The sequence below is a fragment of the Rhizobium sp. CB3171 genome (genome assembly GCF_029714265.1).
Classification (GTDB): Bacteria; Pseudomonadota; Alphaproteobacteria; order Rhizobiales; family Rhizobiaceae; genus Rhizobium.
Window position 1 is genome coordinate 1,262,461 of record NZ_CP121653.1, and the last position, 20,963, is coordinate 1,283,423.

Below are 20,963 nucleotides of genomic sequence, written 5' to 3' on the forward strand. Positions count from 1 at the left end.
CTCAGGCGATGACGGGATAGCCCAACGTGATCGCCTGCCGCTCCAGCTCGGCCAGCGCCTCATAATCGGCATCGCCAAGCACCTCAAAGCGCAACAACGACAACGTATCGCGGACATCCGCAAGCGTGGGCTCGCTTGCGATGCCGGAGAGAATTTGGCGCAGCAGCGTCAGTTCTTCCGCCGAAGTTTCCATGCCGGTGATGAACGGCAAGCCCGGCCCGCTGACCGTTTCCGCCAGAATGCGGATATCAGCGACACGGTCCGGATCGAAGCGTTTGGCGTTTCCGAAGGTGATGCAGTCAATCGCTGCGACATCAGCTCTGCCGTCGGTCACGGCATCGATGCTGCGCAGATGCCCGCCGGTTTCGATGACGCGACCGAAGAAGCTGCCGCCTTTAGCGAGCGGCGCGATGGCCGCACGGAAGAGATTGGAGCCGGAATTGCTGCCGGGATCGTTGATGGCGGCGGTCAGTCCGCGAAGATCGGCAAGCGCCTCTATTGCCGAGTCCTTGCGAACAATGATGAAGCTGCGCATCGACGGGCCATCGCAACCCGGCAGGTCATAGACCGGCGTCGCCACAAGCTGGACCCTGCCTCGCAGGTATTTGACATAGGGAAAGCCGCAAGTCTGCGCCAGCAGCATCCCAGGCTGCACCCAGGCCTCGTCATGCGTGATGCCCTTCTCCAATGTCTCGGGGACATCCGCCACGCCCGCTTTTCGCAGCCGGTCGCCGATATAGGCCCAGAGAGCGTCCGTCGCGGCAACAAGCGGCGGCTGACCGGTATACATGGCAATGTTGCTGAGGCGCATAACGGGGATATCTCAAGAGATCGGCAGGACTTGCTGATCCCATACACCGCTCCGAATGCTGGCGCATCCCGGAAAGTGCATTTACTTCGTCGAGGCGTCCGCCTTCAATAGTCGGGCACGTCAAGCGTGCCTTCGCCCTGGGGAAAAATGCCTTTCCTCATCGGCATCATCGACATCGGGTCTGGCATCCTCGAGCGCCTGCAGAACTTTCGCGCGCAGCCATGCATCGTGGACAGCGCTGTTGCTGACGAGTTCGAGTGGCAGAGCGCCCTCATTCGCCGTACGGGTCAGCAGGATGCGGATGGCATCCGAGACCGTTAATCCCATGGTCTCGAGAACGGCCGCTGCGCGTTCTTTGATTTCAGCGTCGATTTGAGTCTGGACCATTACATCCGATGCCATTTCAGCCTCCCTCGGCTGAGGAACAATGTCATGCATTCGAATGACATCTTCCAGTGGCCGAATATAAATCAAAAAGTCGGCGCGTGCACCGTCACCGGGTCGGTCGTGGCGACGCGTTGCGGCGTTTCCGCTGCCGGCGCGGGGAACTGTCCCTCGAACAGGCGTTGGATGGCAGCGGTGCTCCGGTCGTTGCGTGGCAGAACCGGTTTACGTGCCAGCAATTCCTCATCGATTATCGCCTGCATGCCTGTCGTGAAATTGCGAAGGCTGAATTGAGCCGCATGCGCGCGCAGGACGTCCGGACGGAAAGCATCCTCATGGTCTTCGAAATCATGCACCGCGTCCATAAGCGCTTCCACGGATTGTTCCCCGAACAATATACCGCTGAGGCCTGGAACGACCGTTTCCAGCGCGCCGCCGCTGCCAAAGGCGATGACGGGACGGCCGCTGGCCATGGCCTCGACCGGAACGATGCCGAAATCCTCTTCGCCCGGGAAAATCAGTGCGCGGCAGCGAGCCAACTTCTCCTTCAGCACCGAGAACGGCGCACGGCCGAGGAAGGTGATGGTCGGTCCGGCCAAACGTTTGAGTTTCTCCATTTCCTTGCCCTCGCCGATGATGACCAGATTGCGGTTCATCTTGGTAAAAGCCCGGACAGCGAGGTCGATCCGCTTGTAGGGAATGAGCTGGCCGGCGCAGAGATAGAAGTCCTCCGTTGCCGCCGCCGGGATGAAATCGTCCACCGAGACCGGCGGATAGAGCACGGTTGCCGGGCGACGGTAATATTTGCCGATGCGGGCGCTGACATGGTGGGAGTTGGCGATGAAGCGATCGACGCGCAGGCTGGTGTTGACGTCCCAGGTCCGCAACAGCGGCGCCAGCACCGGCAACATCAGCCGCGAGGCAAGGCCGGCATTGGAGCGATAGAAATGATAGTGGTCCCAGAGGTAGCGCATCGGCGAGTGGCAGTAGCAGACGTGCGTTGCTTGCGGCGGCGGGATAATGCCCTTTGCCGGGCCTGATTCGCTGGAGATGATCAGGTCGTAACCGCTGAGATCGAAGCTCTCCAGTGCGAAGGGCATCAGTGGCAGCAGTGACTGATAGCCTTTGATGGCGCCGGGGATGCGCTGCAGGAACGATGTCGTGACCTTGTGTTTCCTGATCTTTTCGGAGACGCGGCTCTCATCATAGACGAGCGTGAAGATATCGGCGTCCGGATACATGTCGCAGAGCGCTTCGACCACTTTCTCGCCGCCCCGCATCGACACCAGCCAATAATGAACGATGGCTACCCGCATCCTTCTTCCTCCGCCGTTGATCGAGACATCATTGGCGGGCGGCGGGCAATGCGACAGAACCCACATCGGTCCTCCATCGCATCCAAATGGTGGAAGGTCATGACCAAAAGGTCTAGGCGGCCAAAAACAGTTTAAACTCAATGTTATATTCGCTGTTACCCGAACGCTGAGCCCCACCCATTCCTTCCTCAGAAGGGATTAGCCGTAACCCTACGGCAGGGGATTTACTCGAAAAGCGTTCAAGGGATGATCTCAGTCCATAGCGCTGCGGCAGGGTTGGCGGTGGCGCGACCGACACGAAACGAGATCGCGCCTCATGTTGACAATTTCTGCTCTTCACGCACAAGCCCGCCGGAAGACGCCGGGCACCATCCTCGGTCTGTTCCTTGCCCTGGCACTTTCGGGAACCGCCTTTATCGACAAAGCGAGTGCCGCATCGGACGATGTCTATCACATCAAGCCTCAGACGCGGATGAAGGTAGCGATCGTCGAATGGGTCGCCGCGACCGGCGAATATAAGGAATGGACGGCGCTGAACGGCGAATATGTCGTTTCGCAATCCGGAACGATCTCCATCCCGATGATCGGCGAGATGACGGTCCTCGATAAGACCACTGTAGGTGTCTCCGCAGAAATCGGCGATCGGCTGAAGCAGATCACCGGGCTTGCCACCGCTCCGACGGCGTCCGTCGAAGTGGTGAAATATCCGATGATCTACGTCACCGGTTCAGTCGAGAAGCCAAGCGAGCTGGAATTCCGGCCGGGGCTTACGGTCAAGCAGGCCGTTGCCATGGCCGGCGGCCGCGAGCGCCGCACCAGTCCGACCGGCGAATACAACAATGCGCAGCAGATCAGCTATGCCGGCGAGATTAACCGGATGGAGCTGCAATTGAAGCAGCTCGGCGCTCGGCGCGCCCGGTTGATGGCTGAGCTGAATGACCAGACGACCATCGATTTTCCGATGGAAATCAAGGCGGCGCCTGAAGGCTCGGCCATCAAGCAGATCATGACCAGCGAAATCGATGTCTTCAATGCCAGGGCCGAGGCGATGCGCCAACAGCTTCAAGCTGCCGCCGAGCTCGAAACCTTGCTGCGCAACGAGATCGACATTCTCGACGAGAAAATGACATCCCAGGACGAGCAGGTGAAGATCGCCCAGGACGAATTGCAGGACATTTCCAAGCTGGTCGACACCAAGATCCTCACCACCTCGCGCAAGACCTCCCTGGAACGCGTCGTCGCTGACATGCAGAGCGGCAAGCTCGATCTCGTCGTCGCCTCGATGCAGGCCAAGCAAAAGCTCAGCGAGACCCAACGCGATGCGCTGAACCTCAAAGGGCAGCGCAAGACCGAGGTCGGACAGCAATTGCAGGCGACCGAAACCGAAATCGAAGACACCAAGCTGAAGCGCAACACGACGCTGCAACTGCTGCAGATCGCCGGCGCTTCGCTGTCTCGCTCCCAGAGCATGAAGGCGATCGATCTCCAGCCGCTCGAATATTGGATCACGCGCGGCGGCGATGCAGGCACCACAACCGAGGTGCAAGAAACGACGGAGGTGCAGCCGGGCGATGTGCTGGATGTTCGCTACAACGTTTCCGGCAGCCTGGACGGCACGGTGCTGTCCTCGATCGATCCCACGCAATCCCAATAACCACCATCAAAAGCAAGGTCGGGCGGAAGTATCATGGCAGTTCACGAGATTGGTAAAAGCGTACCCGGAGCTCAATCCGAGGCCAAGCGATCAAACGGAAGCGAATATATTTCCTTTCGCGATATTTGGCGGTTCATGCAGCGTCATGTGCTGATCTTCATCACCTTTACCGCGATGGGGCTCGGCATCGGCTCATACTACGTGATGACCACCCAGCCGATCTATCAGGCTACAACCCGCCTGGTGATGGATCCGGAACAAGGCCGCATTGCGTCCCAGGACGCCTTCAGCGGCACGGTCATCATCGAGGCTGCGGAAATCGCCAGCCAGGTTGAGATCGTCAAATCGGAGGCCATCGCCCGCGCGGTGATCGAGAAGCTCAATCTCAGTGAAGACCCCGAGATCGTCGGGGGCATGTCGTGGCAGGGAGCCCTGCGTGACAAACTGCATAGCATCAGCGCCTATTTCACCCACAGCCACGACGAAGAAGTAAAGCCTGTCCCGACCCAAGACGATCTGATGCGCCGCACTATGGCCTCGTTTCTCTCCAGGGTCTCGGTCAACCGTGTCGGCCAATCCTACATTCTGGAAATCGGCTATAGTTCCACCGATCCGCGTAAGGCGGCACTGGCGGCGAACGCGATCGCCGCCGCCTATATCCGCACGGGGCTGACCGAGCGCGCCTCCGCCGCACAAAGCGGCGCTAAATGGTTGGAGACGCGGCTGATCGAGGTCGGGCGGCAGGCCCGCGAGGCCGCTATGAGCGTCGAAGAGTTCCGTGCCAAGAACGGCATCATGGAAATCAGCGCCTCCTCCTCGCTCGACCAGCAGCAATTGTCTGAAATCAGCAGCCAGGCGCTGGCAGCCCGGGCACAGACGGCCGCAGAATCCGCCAAGCTTGCGACGCTCACCCGGCTTATGGCCGGCGAGAAGGTCGAGGGCGATGTCGACGAGACGATCAACAACCCGCGCATACAGAAACTGCAGGAAGATCTGAGCACCGCAACGACCAAGCTCAACAACCTTACCAGTCGGTACGATGCCGGCAACCCGGCAATCGCGGCTGCGCAGGACGAGATCAATCGGCTGAAAAGCGAGATGCAGAAGGAGTTTTCCCGCATCCAGGCGGTCTATCGCTCCAATCTGGAAGTAGCCCAAACCCGGGAGAAGCTGCTCAACGACGAGCTGGCCGCGCTGACGGAAACCGGTACCGACAAGAACCTGGCGCGTGTCGAACTTTCCGAAATGGAGAGCCGCGCAACGACCTATCGCCGCATGTATGAAAGCATCCTGCAGCAATTGATCGGCGCGCTGCAGAAGGAATCCTTCCCGCTCGGCAATGCCCGCATCGTCACGGCTGCCGCCGTGCCGCTGACGAAGAACTGGCCGAAATCCTCGATCGTCATTCCTTTCTCCGCCATGCTCGGCCTTGCCTTGGGACTTGGGATGGCGCTGCTGCGTGACGGCATGGACCGGCGCGTCAGCTCCAGCGAAAAGCTGCGGCGCGAACTCGGCATCACCTCGCTCGGCCATGTGCCTGTCTATGCCGGCCCGTCCTTCGTGCCCGGTCATATCGTAGGCGGTGGCTCGACGTGGCGACGAACCATGTCACCGCTGAGATCCGTGCTCGACACGCCCTACTCGCAATTTTCCGAAGCCTTGCGTGGGGTAAAACATTCGGTCGACTCCGCCTTCCAGCCGAATGCGCCGATGGTGATTGGCATCACTTCGGTCGGCACAGGCGAAGGCAAGACGACGATCGCGACCAATCTCGCTCAGCTCTATCAGAACGAGGGCACATCCGTGGTGCTGGTAGACGCCGATTTCCTCAATGCCCGCCTCAGCGGCGTGGCAATGGAATCGGGCGCGGATTTCGGCATGGATCTGCTGCGCATGAACGAAGTGCCGCGGCGTTATTCAGTCGCACATGAAAACGGCTTGTCCATCGCAACGATCGATCATGATCCGGAAATCGACAGGCTGTCGTCGCAGTCCTATGGCAACGGCATTCCCGTCGTCACGGTCGACGAGACGGAGAAATCCGTTGCCGCATTCCAGCGCTATGGCCATCTGCCGGCGCTCAAGGCGGAAATCGATCTGCTGCGCCGGCGCTACAAGGTGGTCATCGTCGACATGTCGGCCTTCGAAGACTCCGCCGATACACGCGTCATCTGCTCCTATCTCGAAGGCATCGTCGTCGTTGTCGGCCATACCAACAAGATGACGGTGGAGCGGCTGTCCGACGCGCTTGCAAGCTTTGGTACGACGCCGATCAATATCCTCGGCATCATCGCCAACCGCAGCAGCGAAAAGCGCCGGCATGCCGAGCGCCATCACTGGTGGCGCAAGCCGCAGCCGCGCGAAACCCGCTTTTCCGCCAAGCGGCTCGAAGGCCGTCCGGCTGGCCGCCCGCTCAAGCTGGTCGTCGGCATCGCCAGTGCCGGCCGGCGGGACATCCTGTCCTCGATCCTTCCGCATATGGCGCGCCAGACGCGCAAGCCGGACGAAGTGGTCGTCTGCCTCGCCTCGCCGGAGGACATCGATCCGAGCTGCCTGCGCGATCTCGATTTTCCGGTGCGCGTGCTGATTTCCGAACGGGGACTCTGCCGCCAGCGCAACCGGATCCTCGACAACATTCCCGATTCGGACGTCGTCCTCTTCGTCGATGATGATTTCCTGATGACGCCGAACTACCTCGAGGAGACGGAACGGCTGTTCCAATTCCATCCGGACATCGTCATGTGCACCGGCACGGTGCTTGCAGACGGGATCACCGGCCCCGGCATCTCCGTTCGCGACGGGCTGCGAATGGTGGAATCGAAGAGCCGGCGGCGGTCGGATCCGACGGCCCAGTTCCAGCCGGTCTACAACGCCTATGGTTGCAACATGGCGGTCCGCACCACGATCATCAAAGCCGGCAATCTGCGCTTCGACGAGAACCTGCCCTTCTATGGCTGGCTCGAGGATGTCGATTTCAGCCGGATCGTCGCCCGCTACGGCCAGGTGGTCAGCGCCAAGCAGTTGGAAGGCGTACATCTCGGCACGAAGGTCGGCCGCTCGGCCGGCGTCCGGCTCGGTTATTCGCAAATCGCCAATCCCGTCTATCTCATGCGCAAGCGAACCATGAGCGTCCGTCACGCGTCCATCCAGATCGGCCGCAACCTAGCCGCCAACCTCGTCAAAGCCTGGCGGCCCGAGCCGTGGGTCGACCGCAAGGGACGGCTGAAGGGCAATGCGATGGCCTGTCTCGATCTGCTGAAGGGCAGGCTTGCGCCGCAAAACGTCGAAGCGCTGGAGTAATCTCGTGAGCCCACCCCGTCCCGATCGGGTCGTCATCATCAACGATCGCTCCGTCAAAGTTGGCGGAGCATCGAATCTGGCGATCCTTTCTGCCGATCTATTGCAACACGCTGGAATTCCAGTCACCTATTTCGCCGGCGACACCGCCGGCGACAATCCGCCGGCGTTGGACACCATCAATCTCGATGGCCTGCCACTGACCCAGCAAGGCCGGATGAACGCCCTCGCCAGCGGACTATACAGCAAGAGCGCCTATACTGCGCTGCAGGATCTCATCACCCGAAAGGACACGCCAGCTACGATCTACCATGTACATGGCTGGTCGAAGATCCTTTCGCCGTCGATCTTTCGGGCGCTGTGGCCGGTGCGCGAGCGGGTCGTGCTGCACGCCCATGACTATTTCTTATCCTGCCCGAACGGCGGCTTTGCGAACTATCGAAAAAACGATGTGTGCCGCCTCACGCCGATGTCGATGCAATGCCTGACGACGCAGTGCGACAAGCGCGGTTATCACGAGAAGGTCTGGCGATCGGCGCGGCATGTGCTGCGGGAGCACTTTTATCCCACTCATCAAACGCCGGCCAATATCGTCATCGTGCACCAGCGCATGCGCGACTATTTCGACCGTAGCGGTATCGAAACAGACAATATCGAGATCATCCGCAATCCGGTCGAACCCTTTCTGAAGCAGCCGATGCAGCCATGGAAGAAACGCGATTTCTTCTTCGTCGGTCGGCTCGAACCGGAAAAGGGATTCGAAGATGCCGCCATGGCGGCGCGGCTTGCCGGCATAAGTCTCCACATCATCGGCGACGGCGCGGGCCGCGCGCTGCTGGAACGCGACTATCCGGAGGTGGTCATTCACGGCTGGAAATCCAAGGAGGAGATGCGCGACATCATCGGCAATGCCCGAGCGCTCGTCGTTTCCTCGCGCGTTCCGGAGCCTTTCGGGCTCGCCGCGCTGGAAGCGGTGACCAGCGGTATTCCGGTCATCCTTCCAGACGCGGCGCTTCTCGGCGACGAAATTGCCGAGCTCGGCTGCGGGCTGACCTTTCAGAGCGGCAAGGTAGAAACGCTTGCCGGCGCAATGCGCCGCCTTGCAGGCGATAACATGCTGATCCGCCTGATGAGCGTCAACTGCATGCGCCGGTCCAGTGGTCTTGCCCATACACCGGCCTCCTGGCGGGACGCACTGATCACCCTCTACGACCGCATTCTCGAGCGCACGGCCGCCTCCGCTGCCCTCGCCGAGGACTATCCGGAAGCTGCTGGACAATCACCAATCGGTTAGTTGAGTAGACGAATTACCTGCCGACCTAGCCGTGCTTTCCCGGCTTTACGTCAATGGGACTAGGGCAATACCCGCAGGGTCAATTGTCAAGCTTGAGGGCAACTGGCAGCTTTGTGAAACGGTTCGGCAATGTCGAGAGGTTCAAGAGATGCTGTCGGCTTTTGATGGCTATGCTCATGATGAGCAACCGCTTCGTGATTTGAAACAGACAGCAAGGCGCAGCCGCGCCAAGCGTAGCGTCGATATACTGCTTTCGGCCGTAGGCCTGCTGTTTCTCGCCCCGGCGCTTCTTGTAATCGCCATCGCGCTGCTATTGGTCGATGGCCGCCCCATCATCTACCGCCATACGCGCGTCGGCCGAGAGGGCCGCCCGTTCCAATGCCTGAAGTTCCGTTCCATGCGCAAGGATGCAGACAAGCGCCTGGCTGAGTTGCTGGAGCGGGAGCCGGAACGGAAGAGGGAATGGCTGGCCACGCAGAAGCTGATGAACGATCCGCGCGTTCACTGGCTCGGCAAATATCTGCGCATGAGCAGCGCCGATGAACTGCCGCAGCTTCTCAACGTGCTGCGTGGCGAGATGAGCTTGGTCGGGCCACGCCCGGTGGTGGCCGCAGAACTCGATCGCTACGGATCGCAATTGTACTGCTACTTGGCACTACAGCCCGGCATCACCGGCCTATGGCAGGTCAACCGCTGCGCCGACACCTCCTATGAGGAGCGGGTACAGTTCGATGTCGACTACTACCATGCATGCTCATTCTGGACGGACGTCGCCATTCTCTGGAAGACCGTCGGCGTCGTGCTGCTTGCCCGCAATGAAAAGGAACGACTCACCAAATGAAGAAGATGGCGACCGCAGCCCAGACCGCGAGACAAAACAGTATCAGCAGCCAACGGAGCACGAATTTCCGGCGCGGAAAGCGCCGGCGCCCGGCTGCCGTGCGATCGGGATCGACGTCCTTCATAACCTGTTCTGCATGTTGTCTCATGACAGTTTACGAAAAACCCTCTGTTGGGCGAACACCAACCAAAAACATCTTCTCAGGCCCAGGTCGCAACTTACGTGACGTTAGGCCGTTCAACGCCAGTTTGCTTAGTTTTTGGAGCGTTCCCCTTGGCGCAAGATTGTGTTCCGAATGGGAACGTTACATGATTTATCTTAAGAAAATCTGGTTTTTCTTAAAGAAACCCACACAATATTATGGGGCCGCGATGAGTCAGCGGTGGAAAAACGGAGGGTTTTTGCCTTTCTTTTCTCCGACGCAGGCGGTGCGCTGATGGACGGGATGCCCCTTCCCCCTCCATCTTCCGGCCGATTCGGTTTGCCGCGATGGCTTCGCCTGCGCTTGCCGTCCGTCATCGGCGACGGTGCTTCGACCTTGGTTTCGAAGATCGTCTCCCAGGTCGTGCAGCTCGTCGTTTTCCTCGTCGCAGCGCGTGTTCTGGAGTCTGCCGAATTCGGCCTCTACGCCTATAGTTCCGCCATCGTGATCCTGCTCGTCGTTGTTGCCGAGGGCGGCTGGGGCGAGTTCATCATGAAAACGGAGTGCACGCGGGATGAGCTCGACCAGGTCGGCACGATCTCGGTCATCTCCGGAATCCTGATAACGATCGTCGGCCTCTCGATAGCCGCGGTGGTCTGGTTTGTCTTCCATCAGCCCTGGGAAGGCATGCTGCTCTGCCTCTTCAGCTGCTGGTTCCTGCCCTCGTCGCTTTCAGTCGTCTATGACGGACTGCTAGTCGCAAGGGGGCAGTTGCGCAAACAGGCGGCAATCCGTATCGCATCCGAGCTTATCGGGCTGGGCGTGACTATGCTCGGCCTATGGATTGGTTGGAACGTCTTCTCGCTCGTGGCGGGAAGGCTTGCGACACTGCTCGTCGGCGTATTCGCCTCTGCCATCGTCGCACGTTGGTATCCCAAACCACGCCTCACCTTTCCGTTCGCGCGCGAAATCCTCGAGTTCTCGCGTCATATTCTGGCAAACCGGCTGATCATCTTCCTGCGCTCCTATTCGGGCACACTGGCGATCGGCAGCTTTCTCGGTCTCGCGGAAGCCGGTTATTATCGCGTTGCAGAACGGATCATCGCCGCCTTCTCCGAACTCATCGGCGAGCCGGCGCGCATGCTCGCCTGGACGTTGTTCCGCCGGGCGACCGTCAAGATCGATGCCAACGGCAAAACATCCCGCGATGTCGGTCCCGCCGCGACCACCTTCATGACCCTTCTGATGGCGATCTCGGCGCCGATCTATCTCGGGCTGTCGCTGATTTCATCCAGCTTGATCGACGTGGTGCTCGGCGACAAATGGGCGCCGGCAGCGATCCTCGTGACGATCCTCTCGGTCAAGCAGGTGCTGCTGACGCCCGGCTATGTCACCGAGCCGCTGCTTTCTCTGTCCGGCAATATCAGGCATATGCCTGCCGCGCTGTTGCTCAACGGCGCTATCTCGGTCGGCCTGATCGTTCTCTTCGCGCCCTTCGGCGTCGAGGCGGCGGCTTTGAGCCAATGCCTGGCATCGCTGATTTCCTTTGTGGTATCGATGCATCTGCAGCGCAACTATGGCGGCCTCGCATGGAGGCGGGTGATCAGCGACTGTGCCTACGTTGCCGTTGCCATCGCAGCCATGGCGGCAACGGTCTATTCGCTCGGTTATCTCGCCGAAGCGTCTGCGCTGCGGCACCTGGCAACATTGGCGATCCAAGTGGTGTCCGGCGGAGCGACCTACGTTCTCACCCTTGCGATCCTTCAGAAATTGATAGGGATCCCGATCCCGATCTTTGCGGTCGGCCGACGATAGGCCTGACAATTTTCAAAACGAGAAAGGCCGTTCGAGGCCAGTTGAGGACATGACAATGGCGACGGCATCTTTGTCAGAGAACAAGCGCTCGATCCTTGGCGAAACGGTCCGCAGTCTTGGCCGGTCTTTGTCGCCGCTGCGTGCGGCCGGCGGGCGCCTGCGGTATCTATCGCCATTTCCGCGGCGATTTACCGGAGCTTACAGTTCCTACGAAGCTGCCTTTGCCGCCGCCAAGACCATGCCGATGGCCGGTTACGACCACGAGGAAATCACCAATGTCGGCTTTTCCAAAATGTGCCAGGTCTTGCCATGGGACTATCCGGTTATGTTCTGGATGCGCAACCTGATGCAGGAGGTTGACGGTGTAATCGACGCCGGCGGCCATATGGGAACGAAATACAGGGCTTTCCGGCCGTTACTGCAGTTCGACGACTCCTTCCGTTGGGTCGTCTATGATCTTCCCTCCTTCACCCGCGCTGGACGGCGTTTGGCGGAGCGCGATGGTCTGACCGGCCTCACCTTCGTCGACCGAATCGAGGAAGCCGCCGGCATACCGCTTTTCCTGGGCTCAGGCTTGATGCAATATCTGGATGTGCCGCTCTCCAGCCTGCTGCAGCGCCTGCCGGCGTTGCCCCGGCATGTGATCCTCAACAAGGTCGCCCTCCACAAGAGAGGCACGGTCGTGACGCTGGAACGAATAAGCGGCGCCTATGTGCCTTATCAGATGCGCGACGAAGCCACCTTCCTCAGCGATTTGACAGAGCTCGGTTACACGCAGGTCGACCGTTGGGCGATCCCATCTCTGTCTCACCTCATCGACACCCATCCGGAATTGGGACGAAGCGAAAGCGCCGGCTTCTATTTCCGCCTCGGCTAGAGATATTCCCGGAACGCAGTCGAAGGGGCGGCGAGAGCCGCCCCTTCGTACATGGGTCAAATCAAATAGTATTGACTAATTGATTAGTCATTGCTATTTGATTTCCCATGATCGAAACCGACACCATAACTGCCGTCATGCGCGCCCTTGCCGATCCCACGAGGCGGGCCGTGTTCGAGCGCATCGTCAATTCCGACGAGATCACCGTGGTCGAATTGACCCGCGGCAGCAGTGTCACGCAGGGCGCCATCTCCCAACATCTCAAGTCCTTGAAACAGGCTGGCCTTGTCTGCGAGCGCCCCGAGGGTCGCAACGTCTATTATCGTGCCCAGCCAGATGGCCTGGAGCCGCTGGTCGACTGGATGAGCCACTATGGCGTCTTCTGGCGCGAACGCTTTGCCGATCTGAGAAACCTGCTGAAGGAAATCGACCCATGAACCAAGCCGTGAGTAAAGACACGCAGGCCATTGTGGCCGAAGAAGTTTTCCCGCATGCGCCGGCGATAATCTGGAAGGCCTTGACCAGCGGCGAACTGATCAGCCGCTGGCTGATGGCGCCGAAGGGTTTCGAGCCTGTGGCCGGCTGCCACTTCACCTTTCAAACCACGCCCGCAGGCGAATGGGACGGCACCATTCACTGCGAAGTGCTGGAGGTCGTGCCGAATGAGCGGCTGTCCTATGCCTGGAGGGGCGGCCATGCGGCCAATGATGGCTACGGCTCAAAACTGGACACGGTGGTCACCTTCACCCTCTCCAAGGCCGAGGCGGGCACGCGCCTGCGCCTCGTCCATTCCGGCTTCGTGCTTCCGAAGAACGATACCGCCTACCGCAACATGAGCGAAGGCTGGAAAAAGGTGGTCAAGAGGCTCGACATGGTGGTCGCCGAAGAGGCGTCTTCGCAAACATCGCATTGAAGCAATAGGAGAACGACATGAACAAGCACTATGTCGGCGGCTGCGCCTGCGGCGCGATCCGCTACGAAATCGCCGGCGAACCAGCCGTCATGGTTGACTGCCAGTGCCGGCAATGTCAGCGCGACAGCGGCACCGGCCATCAATCGCATCTGACTTTTGTTGCGGCTGAGGTGAAGGTCGAGGGAGAAGCGTCGCACTGGCAGACCGTTGGTGACGGCGGAACCGTGAAGCGGCGCGGCTTCTGCCCGACATGCGGCTCGTCCGTCTATATGACGTTTCCCGACATGCCGGATGTGTTCATCGTCACGCCGGCAAGCCTCGATGAGCCAAGCCGCTATGAGCCGCAATTGGTATCCTGGACCGCGGCCGGATATGCCTGGGATCACCTCGATCCTGCACTGCCGAAATTCGACAAGATGCCACCGAGGTGAGACAGCTTGAACCTGAAGGTCAATAGAGACATCAGACTGTCTTCACCATGACCGACGATAATCCTTCAGCAATGACATAGGGCCTCTCGATTGCATGCCGCGCCTTGAGATGATCGGCGAGACGGATTGCCAGCGTCAGCAGCATCAATGTCGGATTAGCGTGGCCGCCCGTCGGAAAGACCGAGCTGCCTGCGACGAACAATCCGTCGATACCATGGACCATCGCGTTCGGATCGACGACGCTAGTGGCGCGATCGGTTCCCATGCGCGTCGTGCAGGATGGATGCGCCATATCCATGAAAGCCGCGCTGCCGTCGTCATCCATGGCGATCCAGTCGGCAAGCTGCGGCCGCGGCAAGCCGATGCGGCCGAATTCCTTTGAAATCACTTGCGCCAGTCGCTTTATGCTCTTGATTTCACATGATCCTATCTGCCAATCCACTCGAGGCAGAGGCCTGCCGAAGCGATCACGTGTGTGCGAAAGCGTGACCCGGCTTTCGGGGTCAAGCTTTTGCTCCGCCATGACGTCGAAACGCAGCTCGGTCGACCGGTGCGGCAAGCCGCGTTTGCGGATCAGCCTGTTGTAGAGGCCGGATGCGATCATTCCGGGCGATCGTCCGATGGCCGAAAGATCATGCGCCAATGTCCGGTGTGAGCCGTGCGCCACGCGCTTCAGCGCAACCCACGGGTCGTCGTCAGCGTGGATCTGGACCGGATAGGCCGCGCAATTGGTAAGACCTTCCCGCACCTGCATGTCCGGACTGAGAGACAGTCCCTGCAGATAAAAATGCGTTCGCCCTTTATGCGACAGACCATAGAAATTGAAATGCCGGGCGATCCGATCGATATCGCGCCCGATGACGCGGGCAAGCGACGTGCGGGGATGATCGGCAAGATAGCGGCCGACGACATCCCGGCTGTTGCCAATGCCGGACCTCATCAACGTGTTTGAGGCCAGCAGCAATCGGGCATTCTCAATGCCGCCGCCGCAAAGTACGATCGTCCTGGCGTCGACGATGGCCTTGTTTCCTTCAAGGCTCGTCACATTCAAGGACGTGGCCCGGCGGCCATTGTGGTCGAGAACGACCTCCGTCACCGTCGCATGTGTCAGAAAATCGATATTCGTCGCATTGATCTTGCGCGCGCATCTGTTGAAGCGCATCGGTTCGCCGCGCCGATTCCGCTCATGGCTGAATTGCCAGAAGAACGGACGGAGAAGATCGCTGTTCATGCCAAGATCGGTCGGGCGGGAATGCAGCCGTTCATAAAGGCGCTCGTCGTAAAGATTGGGTCCGAGATTGAGGAGGTCGCCGGCACGATCCAGTGCTATCTGCAGCTCATCGCGCCCGATCGGCCAGCCGGACAGCGACAGCCACGGCCGCCTTGCGAAATCGATCTCGTCGAAGGCCGCGCATTTGCCGACCCACGTATGAGTGCTGCCGCCGAGAAGCCGGTTGCGCAGCTCGAAGGCCGGTATCTCGTTCAACCACTCCAAGCCGCCGCTGTAACCGCGCCCAACCGGCTCGATGCCGGCGCGCGCAACAGGCTCGCCGATATTTTCGACCGCGTTCAGTGTCTGCAATTCGGGCTCGTAATCGAGGCCGCCGCTATCGATGACGAGGATGCGAACTGGCGTATTTGCAAATTCCTGTGCGATTGTGATGCCCGCGGGACCACCGCCGACGATGGCGATATCGGCATGTAGCAGCGTATTGTCCGGGGCTGATCTGAGGTCGCGGATCGCCATGATAACATTCTCCCACAATTCCTTGTTTTTCTATCGGAATCGCGGCTTCGCGGATAATCGTCCAATCAGGCATAGATGCGTATGTGAGCTACCGATTTTGGATAGGTCGATTGGCTCTGCACCAAGCCTTTCTGGCCGGAAAGCCATGCTGAAAACAGAGCGAACGGGCGCTAGGCTCAAAGACGAGAGCCGCTGATTTCATCGGGAGCGAAGATATGGCTAAAGTCGGATTGCGGGAATGGATGGCGCTTGCGCCGGTATTTGCGTCGGGAAAATTGGCGCGCTATGGCGACGACACAGGCGGTCCCCTGTTGCGGTTCGAGGCCGATTTCTGCGCCAAGTTCGGCGTACAGCATGCGCTGACGATGAGCAGCGGCACCGGGGCGCTGATTTCGGCGCTGGTCGCGGCCGGCATCGGCCCCGGCGACGAAGTGCTGGTGCCCGCCTATACCTGGATCGCCACCGCCGCGGCGCCTTTGGCCGCCGGCGCTGTGCCGGTCCTGGTCGACATAGACCAGACATTGACGATGGATCCTGCCGATATCGTCCGGAAAATCACCCCGCAGACGAAGGCGATCATTCCCGTGCACATGTCGAACATGGTCTGCGACATGGACAGCATCATGCGCATCGCCCGCGAGCATGGTCTCCTTGTCATCGAGGATGCGTGCCAGGCCGTCGGCCTGACCTACAAGAACAAGCGGACGGGCACGATCGGCGACCTCGGCGCCTATAGCTTCAACCAGTTCAAGAACATGAACATCGGCGAAGGCGGCGCAGTCGTCACCAACGATCCGCAGCTTTTTGCCCGGGCGCGCATGTATCACGACATCGGCTCGCTGTTTCGCGGCCATCTCGACAATGCCAACGAACCGCCGATGCTCGGCGTGAATTTCAAGGCGAGCCAAATCCAGGGTGCCATGCTGCGCGTCCAACTGAAGCGGCTCGATCCGATGATTGCACGGATGCGCAAGCGCTACGACATGATGACCGAGATCCTGTCGAAGAGTGACAGGATGCGCATCGGTCCGCACAATGATGTCGCCAACGCCGCCGGCTTGCATGTCATCTTCGAAACGCCCGACGACGCCAGACAGTTTGCCGAGGAAAACAGGCGTGGCGTCTATCGGCTCTATGATTCCAGCCGCCACGTCTACACCAATTGGCAGCCGGTGCTGCAGCAGCGCAGCGGCCACCCTGCAATGAACCCCTATAATTGGACGGATCGAAAGATCGAATATACGCCTGACATGTGCGCGCAGACGCTGGATATCCTGAAGCGCACTTGCCGCATCAGCCTGGGCGAGAACTATCCGGCGGCGCTGATGGCATATTTGGCACGGCGCATGGTTCGCCAAGGCCCGACCGCCAGCGGCAAGCTCTCCTATGCAACAACCTAGTTTTGAAGTCATCGGTCCAGACGTTATCGACGTCTGGACCTGGAGCCTCGATGCGACGCCGTCTCAGCTCGATGGGTTCGCAGCGCTCTTGTCCGTTGAAGAGCTCACAAGAGCTGCGCGCTTCGTGCGCGAACGCGACAGACAACGGTTCATAGTTGGAAGGGGACGGTTGCGATCCATCCTCGGGCAGTATCTCGGCCTGTCGCCGCAAAAGGTGTCCTTCACGTATAACGACTACGGCAAGCCTTCCGTCGCCCTTCCTGACGGTGCCCCCCTCTACTTCAATCTGAGCCACAGCGCCGATCTTGCGGCGCTGGCGATCTCCGATCACTACGAGCTTGGTATCGATGTCGAGGAAATCCGCTTCCTCAAGGAAGACATCGCCGGCCGTTTCTTTTCCCGTAAGGAATGCCTGACCCTGCGGGCACTGCCGCCGGAGGCCTATCTCGACGGTTTCTACCGCTGCTGGACGCGCAAGGAGGCCTTCGTCAAGGCGCATGGCGAGGGGCTCTCGCTGGCGCTCGACAGTTTCGACGTAACATTCGATTGGACAAGTGAACCGAGATTGGAGCGGTTGGAGGGCGATCCGGAAGCGCCTTTCAACTGGCGGATTCTAGAGCTTGAAACACCGGCCACGTTCGCCGGCGCTGTTGTTGCTCTCACAAAGGGTCGTCCGGTCGGCCTGCGCTATCGCAGCGATGAGGATGGAGGATGAGACGCCTAAAGCGCATCGCGATCTCTGGGATTCGCTCCGCGCGCTTTAGGTTCTTGATTTTACGCGTGTCGCTATCGCAAAACCGCGTTTGCCGCCACGAAAGAATTGCCCATCAATCTCCGACATTGAACATTTCAGCCGCGTCGGGCAGCACCGTGTCCGAATGCAAAAGCAATCGCACGGCGTCCTGCATGATGAGCGGCGGAGCCATCTGTGAGGCGAGCTCGATGATCCGCGCCTGCAGTTTCTGGACCATTTCGGGGCTCTGATCGGCAAGGTTTGTGGTCTCGGACGTATCCTTCGAAAGATCGAAGAGTTCGATTTTCGGCGGCAACGTCGCCTTCCACACAAGCTTCCAATCGTCCTGGCGCACGGCGGCCGTCATTGGTTCGATGTTATAGACGATCTCGCTGCGTGGCGATGGCTTTCCTTCGCCAAGCATCGGCCACATGTCCATCCCGTCCAGCGGCTTGTTCTTGCCGAGCTTGGCACCGGCCAGAGCCGCCAAGGTCGGGTACATGTCAACGACATGCATCATTCCGTCGGCGGTACCAGGCTTGATCTTTCCCGGCCAGTTGACCAGGCCAGCGACGCGCGTACCTCCTTCATAGGTCGTCCCCTTGCCCTCCCGGTAAGGACCGTTGTCGGCCGGAAGCTTGCCCTTGACATCGCTTTCCCCTGCAAAGAAAGCATTGACCACGCCGCCATTGTCGCTGTGAAAGACAATGAGCGTGTTCTCGCGCATGCCGCGCGTTTCGAGAGCTTCGATGACTCTGCCGATGCCATCGTCCATCACCGAGATCATCGCCGCATAGTTTCGCCGGCTCTCGTCGGCGATATGGCTGTTGCGTTCAATATACTCCTTCGGCGCCTGGAAGGGCGTATGCGGCGACGTGAAGGCCAGATACAGGAACAAAGGCTTCGACTGATCGTGCTCGTTGATCACTCGCACGGCTTCGGTAGCGAAGAGGACGTTGTCGAATCCTTCCTCCTCGATGGCTTCGTTGTTCCGGTACCAATCCGCATTGCCGTTCGCCGACTTATGCGTGAAGTGATCGATCTCGCCAAGCAGAGCACCATAGAATGAATCGAATCCGCGCTGGCGCGGCCAGAATGCCGTTTTGGCGTGACCGAGGTGCCATTTGCCGCTCGCGGCGGTGGCATAACCTGCTTCCTTCAACATTTCCGGCAAGAGATAGTCATCGAGCGCCAAGCCGTAGGTACCGCCCTGGGGAATGACGGCGGTCTGCATGCCGTAGCGGAACGGGTAGCGGCCCGTCATGAACGCCGCCCGGGTCGGCGTGCACATGGGCTGGGCGTAGTATTGCTCAAGCCGGGCGCCTTTCTCCGCCAGTTGGTCGATATTTGGCGTCCTTATGTCAGAGCCGTGAAACCCGACATCCTTCCAGCCCAAATCGTCGGCGAGGATAAAAACAATGTTCGGCTTGGTCGACTGAGCCAACGCGGCCGTTCCGGAGGCAAGCGCTGCGGCCAATCCACCCACGCCAATCCTGCCGGCGATTTGCACCGCCGCCAGCGAACCGCCAGTCGTGAGCACCGCCCGGCGCGTAAACCCTTTTGGGCCGACATGATCGGCCTTATTATCGGCGTCCTTGTCCATCAGTTCTGTCTCCCCTCGCTGGGCGGCCTTTGTCCAGCATTTCGTGCAAGAACAGTTCGTTGATGATCATCACCCGCGCGACAGGCTTTAAATGCTCAATCTCGCGTCCATGATGTAGCGCCCGCCCGCTGCATCGAAATGATGGCAGCCGAGAAGCCCGGTCTTGAAGTCCGGCGTGATGGTGCGGATGCAGCGTTCGCGATAATGATCGAGCGTGAGCTCTTCGATCTCCATGATGTTCAGCCCATAACCGTAGAGGCCGTGGGAATTTCGCTGCGACGGCCTGTAGATCTTGCCGTCGCGCTCGAAGATGCGCCCGGCATTGCGGGCCACGGTGCTGCCGATGACGACGGGATTGCGTTTATGCGGCACGACGCGCTTCAGCTCCGGACCGTCGACCTCGAAGACATAGAGCTCGTTACAGTGATCTTCATAGGCGTGATGATCCGAGAGATTGGTGAAGAGCCACCATTTGTTGCCGTGACGCGTCAGAATGCTGTCGGCAGCCGATTGGCCTTCGAGGGCGGTGGAATAAAGCTCCCATTTCAATGGGAATTCGGTGCAACGCCAGATCTCGAGCCGGTGCGACTGATGCGCCTCCGGCATCATGAAGATGTCGTCGCCGTCGCGGAACACGAACGGATAGGAGAGATGGTGCGGGCAATCGAGCGCTACGCCGAGCCGCTCAATCTTGTCGCCGTTGAAGCGGCCAACGGCGATATGCGCCTTGCGGTCGCCATCCGCATAGGCTTCGTAAAACAGGTAGCATTCACCATCATGCTGGAAGAGGAAGGGATCGGCCTTGATGTCGCCCCTGGTCGGCGGGATTTCGATCGCCTGGCTAGGATCGAAATCATCTATCCGCCCACGACCGGTATAGAGCGTCCAAATGGACGAACCGAAGCGTAGTTTTGATTTCAATGCTTTAAGCGCTTTTGCTGAGAGATAACCTGACAATGCGCCGGTATAGCGGAAGAGATCGCCGAATGATGGGGCTGAAGTGACTGGCGGGCGCGCCAATACCGTTGTGTCGAGCTGACGCGTATCGGCCAAACGCCCAAGTTCGCGCATCAAAAGCGTCACGCCACGCTCCCGCACGAAAGCGGCATTGCGCGCCGCGCTGAATTTTATGTTGAATGAGGAGGTAGCAATCTGGGCAAGCTGGGTTTCATCGCCGCGCTTGGCATAAAGCGTCAGGTCCGTCACCGGTGCCCTGGCAATGACATCGGCATAGCTGTACCAATCGACATGTTCCGATCGCTGATCGGAGAAATTGAAGGCCCATTCGCCAAACGGCAGTGCCCGGATCGCATCGTCGGGCAAGCCCTCCGGCGTAGTGCGTATGACCAGATCGAGATCGAGACGCTTGAGTAATGCGGAAGCGACGCTGCCATTGGTCGTGTTACGGCCGCCAATGGCTTCGAGATAGTCGACGCGCTGGCGGCCGGCATCGAAATGCTTCGGGATATAGGCAGGCTGCCGGGCTAGCAGTTTACCCTCCAGCCGTGCTTCCAAGGCAAACAGCGACGACGTCTTCCGGTTACCGAAAGCCCGTGGATGAACGAGCAGCGTAACGAGTTCGAAGCGCGGATCGGCAAGAACCCGGTCAAAAACCATCAGCTCCCAATTCTCAAAGCCGTCCTTATGCCCGGCAAGAACACCGATCCTCAAAGGCCTGGTCATATCCATGATCGCGTTTCCTATG

The 20,963-nt window shown here is 59.6% G+C and carries 18 protein-coding genes; 11 read left to right on the top strand and 7 right to left on the bottom strand.

The features are described from left to right. Position 1: 1 nt before the first annotated feature. The 3 genes from QA648_RS25215 to QA648_RS25225 form a co-directional block, all read right to left on the bottom strand. Complete coding sequence (locus QA648_RS25215; protein ID WP_283054142.1) at positions 2-811, bottom strand: PhnD/SsuA/transferrin family substrate-binding protein; 810 nt, start codon at positions 809-811, stop codon at positions 2-4. 120 nt (positions 812-931) lie between these two features. Continuing rightward, a complete protein-coding gene (locus QA648_RS25220) occupies positions 932-1,213 on the bottom strand; it encodes a type II toxin-antitoxin system RelB/DinJ family antitoxin (protein ID WP_104826654.1) in 282 nt (93 codons plus the stop codon). Between the two features lie 68 nt (positions 1,214-1,281). Then, a complete protein-coding gene (locus QA648_RS25225; protein WP_283054143.1) occupies positions 1,282-2,511 on the bottom strand; it encodes a glycosyltransferase in 1,230 nt (409 codons plus the stop codon). Positions 2,512-2,827: 316 nt separating this feature from the next. Here QA648_RS25225 and QA648_RS25230 point away from each other — a divergent pair, with 316 nt between their 5' ends. From QA648_RS25230 to QA648_RS25245, 4 genes are all read left to right on the top strand, one after another. Beyond that, entirely contained in the window at positions 2,828-4,165 is a 1,338-nt protein-coding gene (locus tag QA648_RS25230; protein ID WP_104826652.1) for a polysaccharide biosynthesis/export family protein, read from the top strand. A gap of 33 nt (positions 4,166-4,198) precedes the next feature. Further along, on the top strand, positions 4,199-7,465 hold the full coding sequence (locus tag QA648_RS25235) for a Wzz/FepE/Etk N-terminal domain-containing protein (protein ID WP_283054144.1): 3,267 nt from the start codon (positions 4,199-4,201) through the stop codon (positions 7,463-7,465). Positions 7,466-7,469: 4 nt separating this feature from the next. After that, positions 7,470-8,756: a glycosyltransferase family 4 protein gene (locus tag QA648_RS25240; RefSeq protein ID WP_260305053.1), complete on the top strand. Its 1,287-nt coding sequence runs from the start codon at positions 7,470-7,472 to the stop codon at positions 8,754-8,756. 148 nt (positions 8,757-8,904) lie between these two features. Next, positions 8,905-9,597, top strand: a complete 693-nt coding sequence (locus QA648_RS25245; protein ID WP_283054145.1) for a sugar transferase — start codon at positions 8,905-8,907, stop codon at positions 9,595-9,597. Here QA648_RS25245 and QA648_RS25250 read toward each other — a convergent pair. Next, positions 9,587-9,721, bottom strand: a complete 135-nt coding sequence (locus QA648_RS25250) for a hypothetical protein (protein ID WP_260305052.1) — start codon at positions 9,719-9,721, stop codon at positions 9,587-9,589. The genes QA648_RS25245 and QA648_RS25250 overlap by 11 nt on opposite strands. 312 nt (positions 9,722-10,033) lie before the next feature. Here QA648_RS25250 and QA648_RS25255 point away from each other — a divergent pair, with 312 nt between their 5' ends. From QA648_RS25255 to QA648_RS25275, 5 genes are all read left to right on the top strand, one after another. Further along, positions 10,034-11,554: an oligosaccharide flippase family protein gene (locus QA648_RS25255; RefSeq protein WP_283054146.1), complete on the top strand. Its 1,521-nt coding sequence runs from the start codon at positions 10,034-10,036 to the stop codon at positions 11,552-11,554. Positions 11,555-11,609: 55 nt separating this feature from the next. Beyond that, positions 11,610-12,431, top strand: a complete 822-nt coding sequence (locus tag QA648_RS25260; protein WP_283054147.1) for a methyltransferase, TIGR04325 family — start codon at positions 11,610-11,612, stop codon at positions 12,429-12,431. Between the two features lie 107 nt (positions 12,432-12,538). After that, positions 12,539-12,868, top strand: a complete 330-nt coding sequence (locus tag QA648_RS25265; protein ID WP_104826648.1) for a metalloregulator ArsR/SmtB family transcription factor — start codon at positions 12,539-12,541, stop codon at positions 12,866-12,868. Beyond that, positions 12,865-13,344, top strand: coding sequence for an SRPBCC domain-containing protein (locus tag QA648_RS25270; RefSeq protein ID WP_104826647.1), 480 nt, complete (start codon positions 12,865-12,867; stop codon positions 13,342-13,344). The genes QA648_RS25265 and QA648_RS25270 overlap by 4 nt, the downstream gene beginning before the upstream one ends. Before the next feature lie 17 nt (positions 13,345-13,361). Continuing rightward, the gene (locus tag QA648_RS25275) at positions 13,362-13,775 is read left to right on the top strand and encodes a GFA family protein (RefSeq protein ID WP_283054148.1); all 414 of its coding nucleotides are present in this window, start codon (positions 13,362-13,364) and stop codon (positions 13,773-13,775) included. A 31-nt stretch (positions 13,776-13,806) separates the two neighbouring features. Here QA648_RS25275 and QA648_RS25280 read toward each other — a convergent pair whose 3' ends face one another. Beyond that, positions 13,807-15,522, bottom strand: a complete 1,716-nt coding sequence (locus tag QA648_RS25280) for a GMC family oxidoreductase (RefSeq protein ID WP_283054149.1) — start codon at positions 15,520-15,522, stop codon at positions 13,807-13,809. A gap of 215 nt (positions 15,523-15,737) precedes the next feature. Here QA648_RS25280 and QA648_RS25285 point away from each other — a divergent pair, with 215 nt between their 5' ends. Next, entirely contained in the window at positions 15,738-16,922 is a 1,185-nt protein-coding gene (locus QA648_RS25285) for a DegT/DnrJ/EryC1/StrS family aminotransferase (protein WP_283054150.1), read from the top strand. Further along, a complete protein-coding gene (locus QA648_RS25290) occupies positions 16,909-17,637 on the top strand; it encodes a 4'-phosphopantetheinyl transferase superfamily protein (RefSeq protein WP_283054151.1) in 729 nt (242 codons plus the stop codon). Before QA648_RS25285 ends, QA648_RS25290 begins: the two co-directional genes overlap by 14 nt. Before the next feature lie 112 nt (positions 17,638-17,749). Here the strand turns inward: QA648_RS25290 and QA648_RS25295 are convergent, their stop codons facing one another. Beyond that, positions 17,750-19,258 carry an arylsulfatase gene (locus QA648_RS25295; protein ID WP_283054152.1) on the bottom strand — a complete coding sequence of 503 codons (1,509 nt, stop codon included), beginning with the start codon at positions 19,256-19,258 and terminating at the stop codon, positions 17,750-17,752. Positions 19,259-19,345: 87 nt separating this feature from the next. Further along, positions 19,346-20,947, bottom strand: coding sequence for a hypothetical protein (locus QA648_RS25300; protein ID WP_283054153.1), 1,602 nt, complete (start codon positions 20,945-20,947; stop codon positions 19,346-19,348). Positions 20,948-20,963: the final 16 nt, after the last annotated feature.

Excerpts from the sequence above, each read along its gene's own strand:
- QA648_RS25235 (WP_283054144.1), top strand. The coding sequence starts at position 4,199 with ATGGCAGTTCACGAGATTGGTAAAAGCGTACCCGGAGCTCAATCCGAG.
- QA648_RS25300 (WP_283054153.1), bottom strand. The coding sequence starts at position 20,947 with ATGGATATGACCAGGCCTTTGAGGATCGGTGTTCTTGCCGGGCATAAG.
- QA648_RS25260 (WP_283054147.1), top strand. The coding sequence starts at position 11,610 with ATGGCGACGGCATCTTTGTCAGAGAACAAGCGCTCGATCCTTGGCGAA.
- QA648_RS25245 (WP_283054145.1), top strand. The coding sequence starts at position 8,905 with ATGCTGTCGGCTTTTGATGGCTATGCTCATGATGAGCAACCGCTTCGT.
- QA648_RS25295 (WP_283054152.1), bottom strand. The coding sequence starts at position 19,258 with ATGGACAAGGACGCCGATAATAAGGCCGATCATGTCGGCCCAAAAGGG.
- QA648_RS25250 (WP_260305052.1), bottom strand. The coding sequence starts at position 9,721 with ATGAAGGACGTCGATCCCGATCGCACGGCAGCCGGGCGCCGGCGCTTT.
- QA648_RS25275 (WP_283054148.1), top strand. The coding sequence starts at position 13,362 with ATGAACAAGCACTATGTCGGCGGCTGCGCCTGCGGCGCGATCCGCTAC.
- QA648_RS25265 (WP_104826648.1), top strand. The coding sequence starts at position 12,539 with ATGATCGAAACCGACACCATAACTGCCGTCATGCGCGCCCTTGCCGAT.
- QA648_RS25270 (WP_104826647.1), top strand. The coding sequence starts at position 12,865 with ATGAACCAAGCCGTGAGTAAAGACACGCAGGCCATTGTGGCCGAAGAA.
- QA648_RS25220 (WP_104826654.1), bottom strand. The coding sequence starts at position 1,213 with ATGGCATCGGATGTAATGGTCCAGACTCAAATCGACGCTGAAATCAAA.
- QA648_RS25225 (WP_283054143.1), bottom strand. The coding sequence starts at position 2,511 with ATGCGGGTAGCCATCGTTCATTATTGGCTGGTGTCGATGCGGGGCGGC.
- QA648_RS25230 (WP_104826652.1), top strand. The coding sequence starts at position 2,828 with ATGTTGACAATTTCTGCTCTTCACGCACAAGCCCGCCGGAAGACGCCG.
- QA648_RS25255 (WP_283054146.1), top strand. The coding sequence starts at position 10,034 with ATGGACGGGATGCCCCTTCCCCCTCCATCTTCCGGCCGATTCGGTTTG.
- QA648_RS25290 (WP_283054151.1), top strand. The coding sequence starts at position 16,909 with ATGCAACAACCTAGTTTTGAAGTCATCGGTCCAGACGTTATCGACGTC.
- QA648_RS25280 (WP_283054149.1), bottom strand. The coding sequence starts at position 15,522 with ATGGCGATCCGCGACCTCAGATCAGCCCCGGACAATACGCTGCTACAT.
- QA648_RS25215 (WP_283054142.1), bottom strand. The coding sequence starts at position 811 with ATGCGCCTCAGCAACATTGCCATGTATACCGGTCAGCCGCCGCTTGTT.
- QA648_RS25285 (WP_283054150.1), top strand. The coding sequence starts at position 15,738 with ATGGCTAAAGTCGGATTGCGGGAATGGATGGCGCTTGCGCCGGTATTT.